Below are 19,752 nucleotides of genomic sequence, written 5' to 3' on the forward strand. Positions count from 1 at the left end.
ATTTGTCATCTATTCGTCTATGATTAGTTGAATAACAACTTACGTTAACGTAAAGTGACGGCAGTTTAATTTAATTAGATTGAATATTGCGCAAACTTTATCCTTACAGCTCATGCTGATAAAAATATAATTAAGGGCAGTAGCGTAGGTTTCTGACAACGAAAGAAGGTAGGTTATGAGTAATCCAAATAACGTATCGCTAAACATTAATCATGAACTGTCATTTATTGATGGTCACGCATTAACGATCCCTACATTAAGTATTCTTAATGAGGAAGGCGACATCTACGAAGGTGCAACCGCACCTGATATCGACAAAGCAACGGCAATCCGTCTATATGAAACAATGCGTTTTATTAGAGCACTTGATGAGCGTATGCAAGCAGCACAGCGTCAAGGTCGTGTTAGCTTTTATATGCAATGTCTAGGTGAAGAAGCGGCTGTAACAGCATCAGCTGCAGCGCTTGATCAAAACGATATGATCATGGCCCAATACCGTGAGCAAGCAGCTTTACGTTATCGTGGTTTTAGCCTTGACCAATTCATGAATCAAATGTTCTCAAATGAAAAAGATTTGGGTAAAGGTCGCCAAATGCCAATTCACTATGGCTCACGCGAACTTAACTACATGACTATTTCATCACCGCTTGGTACACAAATTCCGCAAGCAACAGGTTATGCATACGGTCAAAAAGTTCGTCATATTGATGCCCAAACAGGTGAGTTAAACAGCACTATTGATAACATCACTATTTGTTACTTTGGTGAAGGCGCTGCATCTGAAGGTGATTTCCATGCTGGTTTAAATATGGCCGCAGTTCACGAAGCACCGGTTATTTTCTTTGCTCGTAACAATGGTTATGCGATTTCTACACCTGCGGATGAGCAGTTTAAAGGTGATGGTATTGCATCACGTGGTGTTGGCTATGGCATTAAAACAATCCGTGTTGACGGTGCTGATGCACTTGCTGTTTATGCAGCAACAAAAAAAGCCCGTGAAATTGCGACTACCAAAGGTGAACCTGTTTTAATTGAATCGATTGCCTATCGTTTAGGTGCTCACTCAACCAGTGACGATCCAAGTGGTTACCGTACAAAAGATGAAGAAGCAAAACATAAAGGCTGTCCAATCGAGCGTTTCCGTAAGTGGCTATTAAAGCAAGGTTGGTTAGACGAAGCGCAAGACGCGAAAGACAAAGAAACTATTCGTGAAGAAATTTTAGCGGCCCTTAAACGCGCTGAAAAAGTTGAAAAGCCAGCATTAGAAGAGCTTATTTCTGATGTTTATGATAAGCCAATCCCATCACTGCAAAAACAATATGAAGAACTAAAAGAGCACATTTTGCAGCATCCTGATGCTTATCCAACAACTGCAGGGAGATTAAAGTAATGGCTAAAATGAACATGCTTCATGCAATTAACTCTGCCCTTGATATCACCATGGCAGAGCATCCAAATGCATGTATTTTTGGTGAAGACGTTGGTTATTTTGGTGGGGTATTCCGTGCTACATCTGGCTTACAAGAAAAATATGGTAAGCATCGTGTGTTCAATACACCGTTAACTGAGCAAGGTATTTTAGGGTTTGCTAATGGCTTAGCGGCGTTTGGTGCGCCTGCATTAGCTGAAATTCAGTTTGCAGATTATATTTTCCCTGCATTTGACCAAATCGTGAATGAATCAGCTAAGTTCCGTTACCGTAGTGGTAATGAATTTAATGTTGGCAATCTAACAATCCGTACACCATACGGTGGGGGTATTGCAGGTGGTTTATATCACTCACAATCACCAGAAGCTTATTTTGCTCACACACCGGGTTTGAAGTTGGTGGTACCACGTAACCCATACCAAGCAAAAGGTTTGCTTCGTGCATCGATTAAAGATGATAACCCTGTTATTTTCTTTGAGCCGAAACGTTTGTACCGTGCATCAACAGGTGAAGTTCCAGAAGAAGATTACAGCATCGAGCTCGGTAAAGCTGAAATCGTGCAAGAAGGCACTGATGTCACTGTACTTGCTTGGGGTGCTCAGATGGAAATCATCGAGGACGCCGCTAAAAAAGCTGCAGAACAAGGTATTAGCTGTGAAGTGATCGACTTACGTACCATTTTACCATGGGATGTTGAGACCATTGCTAAATCAGTGACTAAAACAGGTCGTTTAGTGGTAAGCCACGAGGCGCCAATCACCAATGGTTTTGGTGCAGAAATCGTTGCAACAATTCAACAAGAGTGTTTCTTACACCTTGAATCGCCAATTGCTCGCGTGTGTGGTTTAGATACGCCATACCCATTAGCACTTGAAAAAGAATATGTGCCGGATTCACTTAAGGTACTTGCTGCGATTAAGCAATCAGTAGAGTTTTAGGAGTCAGTATGTCTAAAGATTTTATCTTGCCAGATATCGGCGAAGGCATCGTAGAGTGTGAAATTGTTGAATGGTTAGTTGCAGAAGGCGATTCTGTAAAAGAAGACCAGCCTATTTGTGATGTTATGACTGACAAGGCGCTTGTGCAAATTCCTGCTGTTCATGATGGTGTGATCAGTAAGCTCTATTATGCAAAAGGGGATATTGCGAAAGTACATGCACCATTATTTGCAATGGATGTTGATGGCGAAGCACCAACACAAAGCGAAGAAGCGCAAGCTCCTGCTACTGCAACTGAAGCATCATCTGAGACTGGTGAGCACTTAGAAGATTTCATTTTACCCGATATCGGTGAAGGTATCGTTGAGTGTGAAATCGTTGAGTGGTTAGTGAGTGAAGGCGATGAAATCGTAGAAGACCAAGCTGTGTGTGATGTAATGACAGACAAAGCATTGGTGCAAATTCCGGCTAAATACACAGGTAAAGTTGAAAAGCTTTATTATCAAAAAGGTGATATTGCAGCGGTTCACAGCCCATTATTCCAAATGAGCATTGCCGGCCAAAGTGCAGAGCCAGATGTAAGTTCTGCGGTAGTTAAAGCGCAAACAAATGCAGCAACTAAACCTTCGCAGAAGCCTGCGACTTCGGCAAACTCTAGCAAACAACTTAATAAGAAAGCTGTTGCTTCACCTGCTGTTCGTCGTAAAGCCCGCGAACTTGATGTTGATTTAACACAAGTACCAGGGTCTGGTAAAAATGGCCGTATTTACAAACAAGATATCGAAGATTTCTTGAATGAAACACCAAGCCAAGTAGCATCACAACAAGCTGCGCCAAAAGCGGCAGAGCCAGTATCAACTGTGGCGTCTTCTGGTGGCAGTCGCGTAGAGCCTATTAAAGGCATTAAAGCAGCAATGGCTAAGCAAATGGTTGCTTCAGTTTCGACAATTCCTCACTTTACTTTCTGTGATGAAATTGACCTAACTAAACTAATTGCAATGCGCAGTGAGCTTAAAGAGCAGTATAAGCAACAGGGCGTTAAGCTCACTATGATGCCGTTCTTTATCAAAGCACTGTCGTTAGCGATTAAGCAATTCCCAGTACTAAACTCGCAAGTAAATGATGATTGCAGCGAGCTAACTTACTTTGATGATCATAACATCGGTATGGCGGTTGACTCTAAGATTGGTTTACTAGTACCAAACATTAAATCATGCCAGTCAAAGAGCATCGTAGATGTTGCAAACGAAGTGACTCGTTTAACTGAAGCAGCACGTGATGGTCGTGTTTCACCGGATGATTTGAAAGGCGGCACTATTAGCATTTCTAACATCGGTGCGATTGGCGGCACAATTGCAACCCCAATCATCAATAAACCTGAAGTAGCGATTGTTGCTTTAGGTAAACTGCAGCATTTACCTCGCTTTGATGCACAAGGCAATGTTGTTTCAGCTGCTATTATGCAAGTAAGCTGGTCTGGAGACCACCGAGTGATTGATGGCGGTACAATTGCCCGCTTCAATAACTTATGGAAGTCTTACTTAGAAGACCCTGCAAAAATGATGATGGCGATGAGCTAACATTAGTAAGCATTAAAAAACCAGCCTCGGCTGGTTTTTTAATGCTACGGCTTATATTCCGTAATAATACAGCCCATAACCGAGTAACAGCGCAGGTATTGTTGAATACACTGTCGCCATTAGTGCAGCTTTTGGTGCTAAGGCGATAGCTGGGAATAGGGCATCGCCATCATTTGAAATTGCATTGGCTGCCATCGCACTAAATGGAGTAATACCTTGTATATAGAGTGTCATCACCACGATTTGTGGCCCGCAGCCAGGTAATAAACCGATTGCTACAGTCACCAGCGGTGCTAGATAAGCATACTCAGAAAACCAGGCAGTTAAATCAACGCCAACTAGATTAACGAGAATTTCGAACAGCATAAAACTGGCAACAACCCAGGCAGTAACAAAGTGCGTGTCCATTAACACTTTCGTGAGTTTTGAGGGAGGTGTGCAAGGCGCTTCTTCGCTGGTTACTTGCTTATAACTGTTGCCTTTAGAAGACAGAGACCACACAACCACGGTGAATAGCGCCATGATCGAGCCAAACAGGGTGATGCCAGTGTTAACGCTATGACTAAATGCGCTCAGGTCAGAGTTGGTCGCTATGACAGAAGCAATAATTAAGCTTGGTACTAAGGTAAATTTCCAAATAGGTCGGCTAAACTTCAAAGCCCTTGGTTGGCATTGTGGCTGCTCGCTGTATTCACCTGCTTCATCAGGTTGAAATTGGTTGGGGTTATGAAAGGTATTAACTATCTGACCGCTAATAATACCCACAGCAACACCGATTAACATCATTAATAAACCATCAAGCGGGCGGGTTGCTAAAAGTAAAAATGCGGCATCGCCCATGGTTGCTGTTAATACGGCAACAACAGAGCCAAAGCTAGCTTGTTTTTTGGTAAATTGGGTTACAACGATTATCGCACCCCCACAGCCAGGTAAAGCACCTAAAATAGACGCAAAGCTCACCTCTAGAATGCCTGATTTAGCACGTAAATAGCTAAGCTGTAATTGAGGAAGTCGATCAATAAGGTAGTAATAGATTAATAAGGTGGCTGCAACAAATACAGATACTTGAAAAAAAGCATCACTCAGCGCTTGTAGGGTGAATTCTCGGCTTGCAGGTACCGCTAAAGAAATCAGTAATAAAAGGGGTAAAATTAAGCGTTTATTGTCCGTAATGTAACACCTCGCTTTATTAGGAATAAACCTCGTTTGTGTTAGTGAGAGCATACAGTGCAACCTAAAAATTAATCAGGTTACACTGTATTACGATCTTAAATGAAAATCAATCTCATTTGTATCTATTTGCGTTGGAACTCAGAAGTGGCATTCCAGGTCGGCCATTCTTTTCGTTCTGAGATATCAAAACCTACTTGATAGAATAACTGAAGGTCCTGAACGGCACCTGATAAATCCCATTCATCACGGTAACGGTCGCAAGGCTGATGATAACAACCACGAAGCACTAGGCTCATACGCTTACGGTAATTTGCCGTTTCTTCGTCAAGTGCTTCACTACCACCACCGGCATACATTGCTGGTACACCCATGTTTGCAAATGCAAAGTGATCAGAGCGGTAGTAACCACCTGAAGACGGTTTAGGGTCACCAGATACTGTACGGCCTTGTGCTTTAGCAGCTGTTTCTAGCAGGCTATCCATTTCTGATTTACCAATACCAACAACACTGATGTCTTTTACTTTACCTAATAGGTTTAAGCTATCCATATTGATGTTAGCAACCGTTTGTGATGCTGGGATCACTGGGTTTGCAGCATAATATTTCGAGCCAAGTAAACCTTGTTCTTCAGCAGTAACGGCTAAGAAAGTCATTGAACGGCTAGGGTGCTCAGGTAAGGTAGCGAATGCTTCAGCAACTTCGATTAAACCAGCAGTACCCGTTGCATTATCATGGGCACCATTATAGATTTGGTCGCCTTTGCGGGTTTTATCAGTACCAAGGTGATCCCAGTGAGCTGAATAAATGATGTGCTCGTCTGGCTTTTCGCTACCCGGTAACGTCGCGATAAAGTTATACGAAATTGACTTTTTGATTGTGTTATTTACTTCAACACTTGCAGTTAGGTCGCCCATATCAACATGGTAAGCGCCTTTTGCCGCATTCGCTTTCATGGTATCGAAATCTAAGCCTGCTTTTGTGAAAAGCTCTTTAGCAACATCAGTTGTTACCCAGCCTTCAACAGCAACACGGTCCATGTTGTTATTTTCTTTTTGGAAACCAAATTGCTCACCGCTCCAAGAGTTTTCAACAACTGACCATGGGTAAGAAGCCGGTGCTGTTTCGTGGATAATAATCGCACCTGCTGCACCTTGACGGCTTGCTTCTTCATATTTGTATGTCCAACGACCGTAATAGGTCATGGCATCGCCGGTGAATAAATCAGGGTTTTTCGTCGCAAAACCAGGATCGTTTACCAGCATAACAACTGTTTTGCCTTTAACATCTAGGCCTTCGTAGTCGTTCCAGTTGTATTCTGGTGCATTAACACCGTAGCCAACGAATACTAATTCAGAATCTTTAATGCTTTGCTTAGCACTAATACGGCTGCTACCCATTACCATATCTTTTTTGTATTGGTAATCTTTGCCGCCAATGGTAAGTACCATGTCTGAATCAGCTTCTAGTGAAACAAGCGGTACTTCTTGTAAGAAGCTATCACCGTTACCCGGCTCAAAACCCAATGCTTTAAATTGGTCGGTTAAATAGGCAAGCGTTAGCTCTTCACCTTTAGATGATGGTGCACGGCCACCGAACTCATCAGAGGCAAGCACTTTAATATGCTCTGCTAATTGCTCTGAATTAATGCTTTGATAGGCTTTTTCGACATCACTTGATGTGATACTTGTTGAAGCACAGCCCGCAAGAATGGCACTTGCAAGGACTGTCATTGGAAAATAGCGTTTCATAATAGCTCTTTTTGTGTTTTATGGTGGCATTAGTATATGAGGTTCTATTAATGAGAACCAGTTTTTACGGTAAACTACCCACAATACATCAATAAGTTAAAAAATAAGCAATGAAACGATTTACTGCTCCCGAGCAATGGTCAACACAATACCTCACAACGGGTGCTTTTAGTGACCTAGCGACGCTATTTAATTTAGATAAACTGTCAGGTTGGCCATCTTGCCAGTGGTTTAATCAATATCTAAATGCGAAAACTACACAGGGCAAAGCCATAACCTTTGTTGAAGATGAAAAGTTTGCTGATGAAACCCGTTATTATGAGCAAATCATATTTGAGACGGGGCAAGTACCAACAAGACAACAAAATTGGCATGACCTTTTTGGTGGCTTTATTTGGTGTTTATTTCCAAAAACCAAAGCGCTGATTAATCATCAGCATATTGAAGAAATTAAACTGCATGGTCTAAAAGAGCGTAGTAAACACCGAAATGCACTTACTTTATTTGACGAATGCGGTGTGGTGCTGGCAATTACTGAGCAAAGCTGGCAGCAACAATTACGCGACCATCAATGGCAGCAAGCCTTTGTAGAACAACGTGAACATTGGGGTAAAAGCATTAAGCCATTTATGTTTGGTCATGCTAACTACGAAATGCTCACTCAGCCGTATATTGGTTTAACGGGTAAAGCATTATTTGTAATTGTTCCTGATGACATATTTTGTAAAGATTTAAGCGAGCAATATGCGTATCTAGATCAACGTCTTTATGAGATGATAAAGCTTGATGATTGTTTGCGTGATAATAAAAACTTATCACCCTTACCCTTGTTAGGCGTACCAGGATGGTGGACTGACAATGAAAATCCAGAATTTTACAGTAACACTGATTACTTTAGACCGAAACGAAGGAAACGCACATGATTGAAGTGGCAGGGCTTAAAAAGAAGTTTAAGCTAACAAAAGATCATAAAAAAAATAAAACGGACAACGTAGACCCCCGTGAAGATAAAGAGTTTTTTCATTCTGTAAGAGACGTCAGCTTTCAATGTAACAAAGGTGAAGTACTTGGGTTACTCGGCCCAAATGGTGCCGGTAAAACAACTACCCTTAGAATGATTTCAACAGCCTTAAAACCAGATGAAGGCAGCATTACCATCTCTGGTCATGATATCGTTAAAAAGCCATTAGTTGGCCGCAAGTCAATTGGATTTCTGTCAGGTAGTACCGGCTTATATGGGCGTTTAACAGTTAAAGAAAACGTTGAATACTTTGCCCGTTTACATGGCATGAGTAAAAAAGCGGTAGCCGCTCGTTGTGATGAGCTATTCACCTTACTTGATATGCACAGCTTTATTGATAAACGCGCCGAAAACCTTTCAACAGGTATGAAACAAAAAGCCAATATTGCCCGCGCTGTTGTTCATCATCCTGATGTGGTTATTCTTGATGAGCCGACAACTGGTTTAGATATCATGACTACGCAAACTGTAATTAACTTTATTCGCGGCCTTAAAGAGCAGGGCACACCAGTTATTTTCTCAACGCACCATTTAGATGAAGTTGCCTTACTTTGTGACCGTGTTGCAGTGATAAACCAAGGAATTAGTTGCTTTGATGGCACCTTAGATGAGTTTAAACAAACAGGTCAAAGTGAAGAATTGAACCAAGCGTTTATGAATATTTTAACGGAGAGCCGTGATGTTTGAAGTATTTAAAAAGGAATTAAAAGAGCTATTACGTGACCGTAAAACATTGATATTCGTTGTTGCACTACCGGTTGCTATCTTCCCACTTTTATTTGCTGTTATGGCCTTTATTAGTTCACAAGCGGCGTTAGAGGCAGAACAAGAGGTCCATACTTACGCCATTATCAATGGCAATTACGCGCAAGATTTTACCGATAAGGTGTTTTACCATAAGAGCTTTGCTTTATATAAAGGCGACGAAACCTTTAATACGGTAGAAGATCTCACTAAAGCGGTAAAAGCAGGCACCATAGACATGGGTATCTATTTACCGTCAGACGCTAAGCAAACATTAGATGATGCAAAGCAAAGCGAATGGCAAGTTGTGTATAACGACGCAAAAGCAATTAATTTCCTATTTGACCGTGTCAAAGAACTGGCAAAAGAATATGGCGACGCGCTGCGTACAAACAAACTATTAAGCTTTGGTGTATCAGAAGAGCAACAAGCTGCCATTATCGAGCCTATTAAAGTTGTGAAGGTCGACACTGCAGATAAACGTGAAAATCTTGGCGAGAAAATAGGTGGGTTTATTCCTTATCTACTTATTCCTCTGGTATTGATGGGCGCAACGTATCCGGCGATTGATTTAGGAGCTGGTGAAAAAGAGCGCGGTACGCTCGAAACCCTTCTACTTACACCAATCACCCGTACACAGCTGGTGTTAGGTAAGTTTGTAACCTTACTTGCTTCTTCTATTGCGACAACCACCATTACTGTACTCAGTATGGGTGTGTGGATATCAGTGGCCATTGCATTTGTAGACTTAGCAGTTGTTAAAAACGCATTTAGCTCTTTAACCGTATTAGATTTAGGGCTGATTTTTGTGTTGTTATTACCTATTGCTGCAATCTTCTCATCATTAGCGTTGGCTATTTCAATTTATGCGCGAACCTTTAAAGAAGCGCAAAACTACATGGCACCACTTAGCATGGGTGTAATTTTTCCAATTATGGTTGCCTTGATGCCAAATGTTGAACTGACGAGCAAAACAGCATTCATTCCTGTTACAAATGTAGCTTTGGCAATCAAAGAAATTATTAAAGGTACAGTTGATTACACACTCGTGGGTTTAATTTTCTTAGCGACAGTCATTGTGGCAGGTGCATTACTTGCGTTTTGCGTTAAATGGTTTAATAAAGAAGATGTCTTATTTAGATAAGAGATACTGATTTTACCTAATAATAAAGCACCATTTTGGTGCTTTATTTGTTTGTAAGCCAAGCTAAGTACCTGCCAATCCTTATTACTTAATATATTTTCTGTATACTCCGCTTTTATTACTATTCTCTCCTATACTCTCCTATACTCTCCTATACTCTAAAGCAGAGTAGAAAAGAAGGCTTTCGATTCAATGGATTCTGGACATTCAGCGCATTTCTATCAACGTCATAAATTACCAATACTGGCATTATGTATATTTTTAGTATTGGGCATTTTTGTTACTGTAAAATATGAATATGATCTACGAGAAGATGTGTTCACTCGCACCTTTGAACAGATGCAGCGAGAGCTCGACACTAAAGAAAGTGTATTAAAAACAAGTTTAAGAGAGAATATTTCAGCACTTAACTTCTTAGATTCAACCCCGCCAGTGCTTGCAATCATGCGTGCTACAAATGATCAAAATATAGATCCCGTTTTAGGCACGCCTATCTCAGCATGGAAAGACCGCCTAGCAAAAATCTTTACTGGTTTTATGTCAACAGATAAAGACCTCGCACAAGCTCGGTACATTTATATTGCTGATAATGGCAAAGAAGTTGTGCGGGTTGATAGTTTAAATGGTCAGGCTTATAGAGTGGCTGATGACAAGTTACAACACAAAGGCCAACGTGATTACATGCAAATTACGGCAAAGCTTGAAAATGGCCAAATTTACATTTCACCCATTAACTACAATCGTGAAAATGGCCGTTTACAACAGCCTTATATCAGCACATATAGGATAGCCAAATTAGTAAAAGATAATGAAGGTAAGCCGTTCGCAGTGTTGATCCTCAACTATTATGCAGCCGATTTGCTTAATAAGCTTACCAGTAACACCGTTGATAATCTGTCAGTGTATTTATTAAATGCGCAGCAACAATTTATCTATCATCCAAAGGAATCATACCGTTTTAGTTTTGAGCTGGATGATGCTCATTATTGGTCTGAAGAGTTTAGCACTGAACAACAAATGGCAGGCGTTGATTTTTTTGATGTAGTTAACTTGCCTGAAAAATTATATGTTCAGAAAATTATTGAGTTTAACAATGGCGTTCAAATGCAGCCACTGACACTGGCTGTCTCAATAAATACAGATACATTACTCAATGAAATACATCAAAAGCGATTAAGGTTTATTGGCATATTATGCTTAATCATTTTTGCAGTCATGATGTTATTTATAGTTTATCAACGTGACATCAACAGAAAAATTGAGCTCAGTTTTTTAAAAGAAAAAAACAGCAAAATAATTGAAAGCTCAACAGATGCCATCATTATGGTTCAGCCAAATGGCGTTATTTGTAATGCCAATGAAACAGCAAAAACATTTTTTGGTATTACAGAACAAACCACCCATTTTGATACCTTGTTTAATTATAACGATGAAGGTTTTCAAGGGATTGCACAAGCCATTAAAGAAGGGCAGCGTTGCTCGTTTGAAGCGGTTCACATTAGTGAACACAGCACTCATTATTTCTCTATTACCATGACACCTGTTTTTGATGCAGCGAAGCAGCAATATCAAATAGCGGCAATACTACGCAATATTGATTCACTTAAGTGCGCTCAACATCAACTAGAAAAGCTTAATGTGACACTAGAAGAAAAAGTAAAAAGCCGCACAGCCGAGCTCGAAAAGGCCACCGAACAAGCATTAGCTGCTAGTAAAGCTAAAAGTGAATTTGTCGCTAACATTTCCCATGAAATCCGCACTCCGATGAATGGTGTCCTTGGCATGCTCGAAATGCTTGAAGAAGAACCATTATCTACTCAGCAAATGCAATACTTACATTATGCAAATACCAGCGCTAACTCATTGATGACACTGATTAATGATATTCTCGATTTTTCAAAAATTGAAGCAGGTAAACTTGACTTAGATAGTCATGAGTTTGATGTAGTTTCAGTGTGCAGTGATTTAATAACATCGATGGCCGTTCAAGGTCAGAAAAAAGGTATTGAAATACTGTTTGATGCGCATGCTATTACTAAGCGTACCGTAACGGGTGATAGCCACCGCTTAAAACAAATTCTCAATAATTTACTCAGTAATGCATTCAAGTTTACTCATAAAGGGCATGTTAGTTTAACGGTTAAGGAACAGCTACATTCAGATAAGTCGCTTTGCCTAAGCTTTGTAGTCGAAGATACAGGTATTGGTATTTCGAAAGAAAACCAAAGTAAATTATTTGAAGTATTTACCCAAGAGGACTCAAGTACCACACGCCATTATGGTGGCAGCGGTTTAGGGCTTTCAATAAGTCGAAAGCTCGCTCAGTTGATGGGCGGTGATATTATCGTTGAAAGTGAAAAAGGAAAAGGCAGTCGCTTTTGTGCAAGTATCACAGTGTCACTCAGTGGCTCATTAAAAGAGCTGGGTGCGATTACGGCTTTGAATAACAAACACGTTGGTTGTGCGGTTTTATATGATCTGCTTGGCCAGAACATTGAAACCCAATTAGAGAAAACTTTTCAGCCTCGGCCATCGAAAGTTTCTCGATTAAGTGATATATCTGACTATGATTTCAATAAGTTAGATTTACTTATTATTGATCATAAACACCCAGAACTAAACAATGTGTTGAATTTGGCAAATCGATACCCAGACACTTGTGTATTAATTTTAGGGGTTATGGCATCACTTAAACAAAAAGAAACATTACCAAGCAATTGTACTGTTATTGCAAAACCGGTCACTCCTGATGAATTAACCTATAAAATCGCGGTTTTATTTAATGATAACAACTCTGTTATTGAGCGTAAAAATACAGATACTAAAGAAACTATTGAGCTTGATTTAACATCTCGTTCAGTGCTTATCGTCGACGATAACATGATTAATATTGAGGTAAGCAAAGCGATTTTAAGAGATAGCCATGTGCATATTGAGTCTGCCAGTGATGGTCTAGAAGCAATTGAGGTGTTAAACAACAGTGATACTCAGTTTGATCTGATTTTAATGGATTGCCAAATGCCAAACTTAAACGGTTATGACTGTACTAAAGCAATCCGACAAGGTAAAACAGGCCCAAGGTATCAAGATGTGGTGATCATTGCGATGACCGCAAGCGCCATGGCTGGCGATAGAGAGAAATGCCTCAGTGTTGGCATGAATGACTATATCACCAAGCCAATTAAACAAGCCACATTGCGTAAAAAGCTCTCAATGTGGCTGAAGACTTAAGCGGCATCGCGATCTTTATTAAATGCAGGTTTAGGCGTTAATGTACTAATATCAGCAGAGTGAATCACTTTTTGTGTTTCACTCCAGTGCAATAACTCAATACGTCCAGAGCTGTTTTCAACTAACGCAGTGCAGTTTTCAATCCAGTCGCCATCATTGCAATACAAAATTCCATCAACCACTTTAACGGCTGGGTGATGAATATGCCCACAAATGATGCCATCGACGGCTTGTTTTTTTGCTTCGTGGATGGCTGCTTTTTCAAATGCGTCAATTGCTTCACGTGCTTTATGCACTCGCGCTTTGATCCAAGAGGCCAATGACCAATAATTACCGCCAAATAAACGGCGAATGCGATTAGTCCAACGATTTAAAAAAAGTAAAAAGTCGTATCCTGTATCGCCCGCAATACTGATTAATTTGTTGTAGCGGGTTGCTGAATCAAAATCGTCGCCATGCAACAGTAAAAACCGTTTGTTGGCTTTTGTGGTATGGATATATTGTTTATGTACTTCAATACCGAATAATGAATCATTGGCATAATGGCGAAAGGTTTCGTCGTGGTTACCCGGTATATAGATCACTCGTGTGCCATCTTTCGCTTTTTGTTGGATAAGCGCTAATACATCATAATGACTAGGGTGCCAAAAGAACTGTCGTTTCATCGACCATAAATCGACAATATCACCGACCAAATACAGAACATCGCATTCAATCGCATTTAAAAAGTCTAGTAAATACTGCGCTTGGCAGTCTTTATAACCTAAGTGAACGTCGGAAATCCAAACGGCAGGATAGTGGGTTTTACTACTGCAAGTGGTGTTATTCATGGCATTTACTCATGGTGTAATAAAGTAAATGCTAGGCAGAATCAATGACAGTTAAAAGACGCTTTAGCGAAACATCTATGACAATTAAAAATACAAAAAAACCGCCGAAGCGGTTTTTTATATTTTGTTGAGCTGACTTAATTAGCCTTTAACAAGTGCGGCAATTTCGGAAGCGGCACTATCTAAATTAAGCATTAGCTTTTCACCAGTACGACGGTTTTTAAGCTCCACCTTATTTTCATCAAGGTTACGCTCACCAATAACTAGCGTGAAAGGAACACCTAATAATTCCATGTCGTTAAACATAACACCAGGGCGCTCTTTACGGTCATCAAACAACACATCTAAACCTGCATCTTTTAAACCTTTGTAAAGGTTATCTGCAATGTCAGGAATACGATGAGACTTATGCATGTTCATAGGTACAATCGCTAAATCAAAAGGTGCGATAGGTTGCGGCCATTTAATACCGTATTGGTCGTTGTTTTGTTCAATAGCGGCAGCTACGATACGTGATACACCAATACCGTAACAACCCATTGTCATTACTTGGTTTTTACCTGATTCACTTAATACGCCTGCTTTCATTGCTTCTGAGTACTTAGTGCCAAGTTGGAAAATATGGCCAACTTCAACGCCGCGTTTAATTTGCAGTGAACCTTGGCCACACGGGCTAGGGTCGCCTTCCACGATATTACGGATATCAGCCACTTCGTAGTTTTCTACATCGCGATCCCAGTTGATACCGCTGAAATGTTCACCATCTTTATTAGCACCAGCTACAAAATCAGCCATTACGTTAGCTGTGCGGTCAACAATGATTGGCATTGATAGGCCGACTGGGCCTAATGAACCTGGTTTTGCGCCAATAGCAGCAACGATGTCTTCTTCTTTTGCCATTTCAAGCGGTGAGTCTACAAGCGGGTGTTTCTCAGCTTTTAACTCGTTTAGATCATGGTCACCACGTAATACAAGGGCAACTAAACCACGTTGTTCGTTTTCATCTGGTGCGCCATACACGATTAATGTTTTTACGCCGCGATGAGGTTTAACACCATAGTGCTCTTTAAGCTCAGCAATTGATTTTGCATCAGGCGTTGGGAACGCTTTTAGCTCTTTGCTTGCAGCTGGGCGCTCTTCAGTCGGTGCCAGTGCTTCTGCTTTTTCGATATTTGCAGCATAATCACTTGCATCACTAAATGCGATTGCATCTTCGCCTGATTCTGCAAGCACATGGAACTCATGTGACACGCTACCACCGATAGAACCTGTATCAGCGATAACAGGGCGGTAATCAAGACCAAGGCGCTCGAAGATGTTGCAGTATGCTTTGTGCATTACTTGGTATGTTTTCTCTAAACACTCATCACTTAAGTGAAAAGAGTAAGCATCTTTCATCGTAAATTCACGAGCACGCATTACACCAAAACGAGGGCGAACTTCGTCACGTACTTTTGTTTGTACTTGGTAAAGAGTAAGCGGTAATTGCTTATAAGAGCTCACTTCTTTACGTACAAAATCAGTGATCACTTCTTCGTGTGTAGGGCCAAGTGCAAATGGACGGTTGTGACGGTCATTAATACGAAGTAATTCAGGACCAAATTGCTCCCAACGACCAGACTCTTCCCAAAGATCAGCTGGTTGGATAATAGGCATTAACATTTCGATAGCGCCTGCTTTATCCATTTCTTCACGTACGATGTTTTCTACTTTTTTAAGTACGCGTAGACCAGAGGGCAACCATGTATACAAACCCGACGCAACGCGGCGGATCATGCCTGCTCGTAGCATTAATTGATGAGAAACAATTTCTGCATCAGACGGAGTTTCTTTAAGTGTTGCGAGTATATATTGACTGGTACGCATCTCTATTCCAAGTAGTGTTAAAATTATTATCGTTTACTCAAGACGTTTGAGTAATAACAAGGCGCTAAGTTTACCAGTGGAAGCACTGACACTAAAGCGCTATGTGTTAAAAACTAGCATTTTTCAATGCTGGTCACTGTATTATGATTATCCTGAACATGCCACCTAATATTAAAATCATATAAGGTCATGCCGTAGCTTTGTTCTGAGTCACGTTGCTTTTTATAGGCTGGGCGAGGATCTTGCTTTAATACATTACTTATAAACGCTTTTAATTCAGGTTGCTCAGTTTGCTTTGCGATAAACGCCAGAGCTTCTTCACTAAACTCAACACTCATATCGGTTTCTGGTCGGGTATCGGCAAAACCTGCGGTGGCATCGGTCATTGCGTCTGAGTAGGGCAAATATGGCTTAATGTCTAAAATAGGTGTGCCATCGAGTAAATCGATACCTGAGAGCAATAGGCTTAATTGACCATTTTTATATTCAATGCCTTCAAGTTTTACAGCACTCATGCCAATAGCATTTGGACGAAAGGTTGCACGTGTTGCAAATACACCTTTACGTTCATTACCGCCTAGGCGAGGAGGTCTAACCATTGCTGAATAGCCTTTATCTGCGGTTTCATGGAATCTGAATAGTAACCAAATATGGCTGAATTCATCGAGGCCGCGTACAAACTCTTCACGATTAAAATCGCTGCTAAATACCAGCTTTGCTTTAGCCTCAGGAACCAAACGAGGTTGGCGCGGTATAGCAAACTTTTGCTTATAAGGAGATTGAATATGGCCGACGGCAGTTAATTGGTATTCGCTCATTGTGCAATGTCGTTATGAAAATCTGCCGACATTTTACATGCAAACACAAAAAAAGGCAGTCGAGACTGCCTTTTAAATATTTAGACTGTATAGTCTAAATTAAAACATGTATTGGAATGATACAGACGCTACATCCATATCAGGGTCAATATCATCTTCTAATTTATAGCGCTCATACTCAAAACGTACTTGCATGTTTGTTGTGAAAGCATATTCTACACCTGCACCATAAAATACATCACCACCGTCTGAGTCAGCACTGATACTGCCAAGCTCGCCTAGGTCTTGCTCAATTTCAGCATCCCACTCTAGCCAACCACCTTTGGCATAAACAGAAAAGCTATCTGTAATTGGGGCTGCTAAGCGTGCTGCTAGTGAAACACCGTCAATTTCAGCTTTAGAATCGATATCGCTTACTTCATCAAAATTTTGGTAGGCAAGTTCAAGGCTTAAGTACTTGTTAAACTGAGTACCAATATAACCTTTCAGCATTTGTGAATCGTCATCAAAGTCAGTGTCATTTTCACTGTCTTCAAACTCAAAAGAATATTGGCCGTAGCCGATACCGGTATAAATACGCGGAGAATCCATTTCGGTAATATCTGCATGTGCAGCATTATTAAAACCTAGTAGTGCTAAAGAAAGTGCAGAAAGTGAAATTGCTTTAATCATTTAATAGCTCCTTTATAAAATAAATAAACGAATGTTTCGCGTCATTCACAAGGAGTATTGCAACGGCAATGCCAAGCTTAAAATAAAGCCTAAAGTATTGTTTTTAGGCTTTGTTTAGCGGGTTTTTGTGCAGTTTGTTGAAACTGTAATCAGGCATTCAGTTTGGCAGTCGTAACAATTTCAGGGTGCTCTGTAGAAGTTACTAGGTACGGTTTTTAAATCGGTTTAGTTTTATGCTTTTTGTAATAGGGTTTCTGTTTCTATCGCGATCTCTTTCATTTTAATCGCATAGTTTTCGATTTTCTTTTCTTCGTCAGTTACGGCTGTATATGAAGGGACTTCGATTGGGTAGCCTGCTTCATCCATAGCAATAAAACTAATAACACAATGGTTGGTTTCAACTAAGTTTTGGGTTTTAGGGTCGCCGCAGCGTACTTGAATAAAGATTTGCATACTGGTTTTACCTGTGTGGGCGATACTAGCTTTCACTTCGACTATTTGACCAACCAAAATAGGGCGCTGAAACTTTACACCCGCAACAGAAACAGTTACGCAATAGTGACCGCTCCAACCTGCAGCACAGGCGTAACCAGCTTGGTCAATCCACTTCATTACCACACCACCATGAACCTTACCGCCAAAATTGACATCAGTAGGTTCAGCTAAAAAACGAAAGGTTACACTTGAAGACGGCATACTTTACTCACTTTTATAAAACACGACATTTTCAGCATAGCCTAAAAAAGGGGCCGAAGCCCCTGCAATTTAGGATAAATTTTAATTAAATGAGTAACGTGCGTTACATATTAGGGTAGTTTGGCCCGCCAGCACCTTCAGGTGTTACCCAAGTAATGTTTTGACTTGGATCTTTTATGTCGCAGGTTTTACAGTGCACACAGTTTTGTGAGTTGATCACAAACTCTTTTTCACCTTCAACCTCTTGTACTTCGTAAACACCCGCAGGGCAGTAGCGTTGTGCTGGCTCATCAAATTGCGGTAAATTGACCTTAATTGGAATCGAGTTATCTTTTAGCTTTAAATGGCATGGCTGCGATTCTTCATGATTGGTATTTGATAAAAACACCGATGAAAGTTTATCGAAGCTCAGTTTGCCGTCTGCTTTCGGGTAATCGATTTTTTCGGCCTGATCAGCTGCAACTAATGTGGCATGATCTGGCATGTTGTCTTCAAAGTTAAATGGTAAGTTGCCACCAAATAGGTTTTGATCGAGGGTGTTATAAGCACCGCCTAAAAACTTACCCAGTTTGTGCATAACAGGGCCAAAGTTACGTGATTGATAAAGCTCTTTGTACGCCCAGCTTTGTTCAAAAGCTGATTTATATTCAGCTAAATCGGCATTTTCTTTACCGTCGCTAAGAGCTGCTACTATCACATCAGCGGCAACCATGCCCGATTTCATGGCTGTGTGGTTACCTTTGATCTTGGCAAAGTTCAATGTGCCCGCATCACAACCTACAAGTAAACCACCCGGGAAGTGCATTTTCGGTAAAGAGCGCAGGCCACCTTTGGCAATAGCTCTTGCGCCATAGGCTATGCGTTCACCGCCTTCTAAAACATCTTTAAAAACAGGGTGATGTTTCATGCGTTGGAATTCATCAAACGGGCTCAAATGCGGGTTTGAGTAGTTAAGGTCAACAATTAAGCCCACTACAACTTGATTGTTGCCGCTGTGATACATAAACGCACCACCACTGGTATCACCAGTTAACGGCCAGCCTGTGCCATGTACGACTGTGCCTTCTTTGTGTTTACTCGGGTCGATTTGCCAAATTTCTTTGAACCCTAAACCGTAATGCTGTGGTGACGCATCTTTATCAAGGGCAAAGTGTTTAATTAGCTCTTTACCTAAATGACCGCGGCAGCCTTCAGCAAATACTGTGTATTTAGCTCTAAGCTCCATGCCTGGCATGTAACCATCTTTTTCGTTGCCGTCTTTATCAAGGCCCATATCGCCAGTGATAATGCCTTTTACTGTGTCGTCTTCAATAATTAAAGAATGCGCAGTAAAGCCAGGGAATATTTCTACTCCTAAGTTTTCCGCTTGCTCTGCTAAAAAGCGACATACATTACCCATAGAGACAATATAATTGCCGTCGTTATGGAATGTTTTAGGGCTAGCAAAGTGGGGGATGCTGGTGGCTTTTTCACTGTTATTGAACCAGTAAATATCATCTTGCGTTACTTTAGTGGTAACTGGGGCGCCTAATGACTGCCAATCAGGTAATAACTCATCTAGTGCTTTTGTTTCAAAAACCGCACCCGATAAAATGTGTGCGCCCACCTCAGAGCCTTTTTCTACCACACAGATCATTAATTCTTGTTGTTTTTCTTGTGCTTGTTGAGCCAATCTAATCGCAGTTGATAAACCTGCTGGGCCTGCGCCTACGATGACTACATCAAATTCCATGGTTTCGCGTTCGACCATATAAACCTCTTCTCGGTGACGGACCTGCTGTAAAGAACCTTATTTCATACTTGCAAATGAAACGTTACAGGCTGTGAATACTTTAAGGTTATTTTAGGTTGACGTTTACGTC

15 protein-coding genes are annotated in these 19,752 nt (G+C 40.8%); 7 read left to right on the forward strand and 8 right to left on the reverse strand.

Features of this window, described 5'->3' with window-relative positions; genetic code table 11:
* Positions 1 to 175: 175 nt before the first annotated feature.
* The 3 genes from HUS62_RS01280 to HUS62_RS01290 are packed head-to-tail and all read left to right on the forward strand — an operon-like array spanning position 176 to position 3,947.
* Positions 176 to 1,390, forward strand: coding sequence for a thiamine pyrophosphate-dependent dehydrogenase E1 component subunit alpha (locus HUS62_RS01280; protein WP_058584963.1), 1,215 nt, complete (start codon positions 176 to 178; stop codon positions 1,388 to 1,390).
* The gene (locus HUS62_RS01285; RefSeq protein WP_175078281.1) at positions 1,390 to 2,367 is read left to right on the forward strand and encodes an alpha-ketoacid dehydrogenase subunit beta; all 978 of its coding nucleotides are present in this window, start codon (positions 1,390 to 1,392) and stop codon (positions 2,365 to 2,367) included. Before HUS62_RS01280 ends, HUS62_RS01285 begins: the two co-directional genes overlap by 1 nt.
* An 8-nt stretch (positions 2,368 to 2,375) precedes the next feature.
* On the forward strand, positions 2,376 to 3,947 hold the full coding sequence (locus HUS62_RS01290) for a dihydrolipoyllysine-residue acetyltransferase (RefSeq protein WP_175078282.1): 1,572 nt from the start codon (positions 2,376 to 2,378) through the stop codon (positions 3,945 to 3,947).
* A 51-nt stretch (positions 3,948 to 3,998) separates the two neighbouring features.
* On the opposite strand, the gene HUS62_RS01295 is transcribed toward HUS62_RS01290, so the two are convergent.
* A complete protein-coding gene (locus HUS62_RS01295) occupies positions 3,999 to 5,171 on the reverse strand; it encodes a putative manganese transporter (RefSeq protein WP_175078283.1) in 1,173 nt (390 codons plus the stop codon).
* A gap of 71 nt (positions 5,172 to 5,242) precedes the next feature.
* Complete coding sequence (locus HUS62_RS01300) at positions 5,243 to 6,868, reverse strand: M28 family metallopeptidase (protein ID WP_054553919.1); 1,626 nt, start codon at positions 6,866 to 6,868, stop codon at positions 5,243 to 5,245.
* Between the two features lie 110 nt (positions 6,869 to 6,978).
* Between HUS62_RS01300 and HUS62_RS01305 the strand changes: the two genes are divergently transcribed.
* The 4 genes from HUS62_RS01305 to HUS62_RS01320 all read left to right on the forward strand — a co-directional run bounded on the left by HUS62_RS01305 (position 6,979) and on the right by HUS62_RS01320 (position 13,008).
* Positions 6,979 to 7,791, forward strand: coding sequence for a DUF3025 domain-containing protein (locus HUS62_RS01305; protein ID WP_175078284.1), 813 nt, complete (start codon positions 6,979 to 6,981; stop codon positions 7,789 to 7,791).
* A complete protein-coding gene (locus tag HUS62_RS01310; protein WP_054561430.1) occupies positions 7,788 to 8,576 on the forward strand; it encodes an ABC transporter ATP-binding protein in 789 nt (262 codons plus the stop codon). The genes HUS62_RS01305 and HUS62_RS01310 overlap by 4 nt, the downstream gene beginning before the upstream one ends.
* On the forward strand, positions 8,569 to 9,777 hold the full coding sequence (locus HUS62_RS01315; protein WP_175078285.1) for an ABC transporter permease subunit: 1,209 nt from the start codon (positions 8,569 to 8,571) through the stop codon (positions 9,775 to 9,777). The genes HUS62_RS01310 and HUS62_RS01315 overlap by 8 nt, the downstream gene beginning before the upstream one ends.
* 192 nt (positions 9,778 to 9,969) lie before the next feature.
* Positions 9,970 to 13,008, forward strand: coding sequence for an ATP-binding protein (locus HUS62_RS01320; protein WP_175078286.1), 3,039 nt, complete (start codon positions 9,970 to 9,972; stop codon positions 13,006 to 13,008).
* Here HUS62_RS01320 and HUS62_RS01325 read toward each other — a convergent pair.
* The 6 genes from HUS62_RS01325 to HUS62_RS01350 all read right to left on the reverse strand — a co-directional run bounded on the left by HUS62_RS01325 (position 13,005) and on the right by HUS62_RS01350 (position 19,640).
* On the reverse strand, positions 13,005 to 13,838 hold the full coding sequence (locus HUS62_RS01325) for a UDP-2,3-diacylglucosamine diphosphatase (RefSeq protein ID WP_175078287.1): 834 nt from the start codon (positions 13,836 to 13,838) through the stop codon (positions 13,005 to 13,007). The two genes, HUS62_RS01320 and HUS62_RS01325, sit on opposite strands and share 4 nt — an antisense overlap.
* 141 nt (positions 13,839 to 13,979) lie before the next feature.
* The gene (locus HUS62_RS01330) at positions 13,980 to 15,704 is read right to left on the reverse strand and encodes a proline--tRNA ligase (protein WP_175078288.1); all 1,725 of its coding nucleotides are present in this window, start codon (positions 15,702 to 15,704) and stop codon (positions 13,980 to 13,982) included.
* Positions 15,705 to 15,817: 113 nt separating this feature from the next.
* On the reverse strand, positions 15,818 to 16,522 hold the full coding sequence (tsaA, locus tag HUS62_RS01335) for a tRNA (N6-threonylcarbamoyladenosine(37)-N6)-methyltransferase TrmO (RefSeq protein WP_054553913.1): 705 nt from the start codon (positions 16,520 to 16,522) through the stop codon (positions 15,818 to 15,820).
* 99 nt (positions 16,523 to 16,621) lie between these two features.
* Entirely contained in the window at positions 16,622 to 17,194 is a 573-nt protein-coding gene (locus HUS62_RS01340; RefSeq protein ID WP_175078289.1) for an outer membrane beta-barrel protein, read from the reverse strand.
* A gap of 231 nt (positions 17,195 to 17,425) precedes the next feature.
* The gene (locus HUS62_RS01345; protein WP_054561436.1) at positions 17,426 to 17,890 is read right to left on the reverse strand and encodes an acyl-CoA thioesterase; all 465 of its coding nucleotides are present in this window, start codon (positions 17,888 to 17,890) and stop codon (positions 17,426 to 17,428) included.
* Between the two features lie 103 nt (positions 17,891 to 17,993).
* On the reverse strand, positions 17,994 to 19,640 hold the full coding sequence (locus tag HUS62_RS01350) for an electron transfer flavoprotein-ubiquinone oxidoreductase (protein WP_175078290.1): 1,647 nt from the start codon (positions 19,638 to 19,640) through the stop codon (positions 17,994 to 17,996).
* Between the last annotated feature and the right edge of the window lie 112 nt (positions 19,641 to 19,752).

Origin of the sequence: Pseudoalteromonas sp. 0303, assembly GCF_013349995.1 — a bacterium.
In the GTDB taxonomy this organism is placed as follows: domain Bacteria; phylum Pseudomonadota; class Gammaproteobacteria; order Enterobacterales; family Alteromonadaceae; genus Pseudoalteromonas.

Bases quoted from the DNA above. Each gene is read 5' to 3' on its own strand.
- HUS62_RS01280 (WP_058584963.1), top strand. From the start codon at position 176: ATGAGTAATCCAAATAACGTATCGCTAAACATTAATCATGAACTGTCA.
- HUS62_RS01315 (WP_175078285.1), top strand. From the start codon at position 8,569: ATGTTTGAAGTATTTAAAAAGGAATTAAAAGAGCTATTACGTGACCGT.
- HUS62_RS01310 (WP_054561430.1), top strand. From the start codon at position 7,788: ATGATTGAAGTGGCAGGGCTTAAAAAGAAGTTTAAGCTAACAAAAGAT.
- HUS62_RS01330 (WP_175078288.1), bottom strand. From the start codon at position 15,704: ATGCGTACCAGTCAATATATACTCGCAACACTTAAAGAAACTCCGTCT.
- HUS62_RS01295 (WP_175078283.1), bottom strand. From the start codon at position 5,171: ATGCTCTCACTAACACAAACGAGGTTTATTCCTAATAAAGCGAGGTGT.
- HUS62_RS01290 (WP_175078282.1), top strand. From the start codon at position 2,376: ATGTCTAAAGATTTTATCTTGCCAGATATCGGCGAAGGCATCGTAGAG.
- HUS62_RS01325 (WP_175078287.1), bottom strand. From the start codon at position 13,838: ATGAATAACACCACTTGCAGTAGTAAAACCCACTATCCTGCCGTTTGG.
- HUS62_RS01285 (WP_175078281.1), top strand. From the start codon at position 1,390: ATGGCTAAAATGAACATGCTTCATGCAATTAACTCTGCCCTTGATATC.
- tsaA (WP_054553913.1), bottom strand. From the start codon at position 16,522: ATGAGCGAATACCAATTAACTGCCGTCGGCCATATTCAATCTCCTTAT.
- HUS62_RS01345 (WP_054561436.1), bottom strand. From the start codon at position 17,890: ATGCCGTCTTCAAGTGTAACCTTTCGTTTTTTAGCTGAACCTACTGAT.
- HUS62_RS01350 (WP_175078290.1), bottom strand. From the start codon at position 19,640: ATGGTCGAACGCGAAACCATGGAATTTGATGTAGTCATCGTAGGCGCA.
- HUS62_RS01340 (WP_175078289.1), bottom strand. From the start codon at position 17,194: ATGATTAAAGCAATTTCACTTTCTGCACTTTCTTTAGCACTACTAGGT.
- HUS62_RS01320 (WP_175078286.1), top strand. From the start codon at position 9,970: ATGGATTCTGGACATTCAGCGCATTTCTATCAACGTCATAAATTACCA.
- HUS62_RS01300 (WP_054553919.1), bottom strand. From the start codon at position 6,868: ATGAAACGCTATTTTCCAATGACAGTCCTTGCAAGTGCCATTCTTGCG.
- HUS62_RS01305 (WP_175078284.1), top strand. From the start codon at position 6,979: ATGAAACGATTTACTGCTCCCGAGCAATGGTCAACACAATACCTCACA.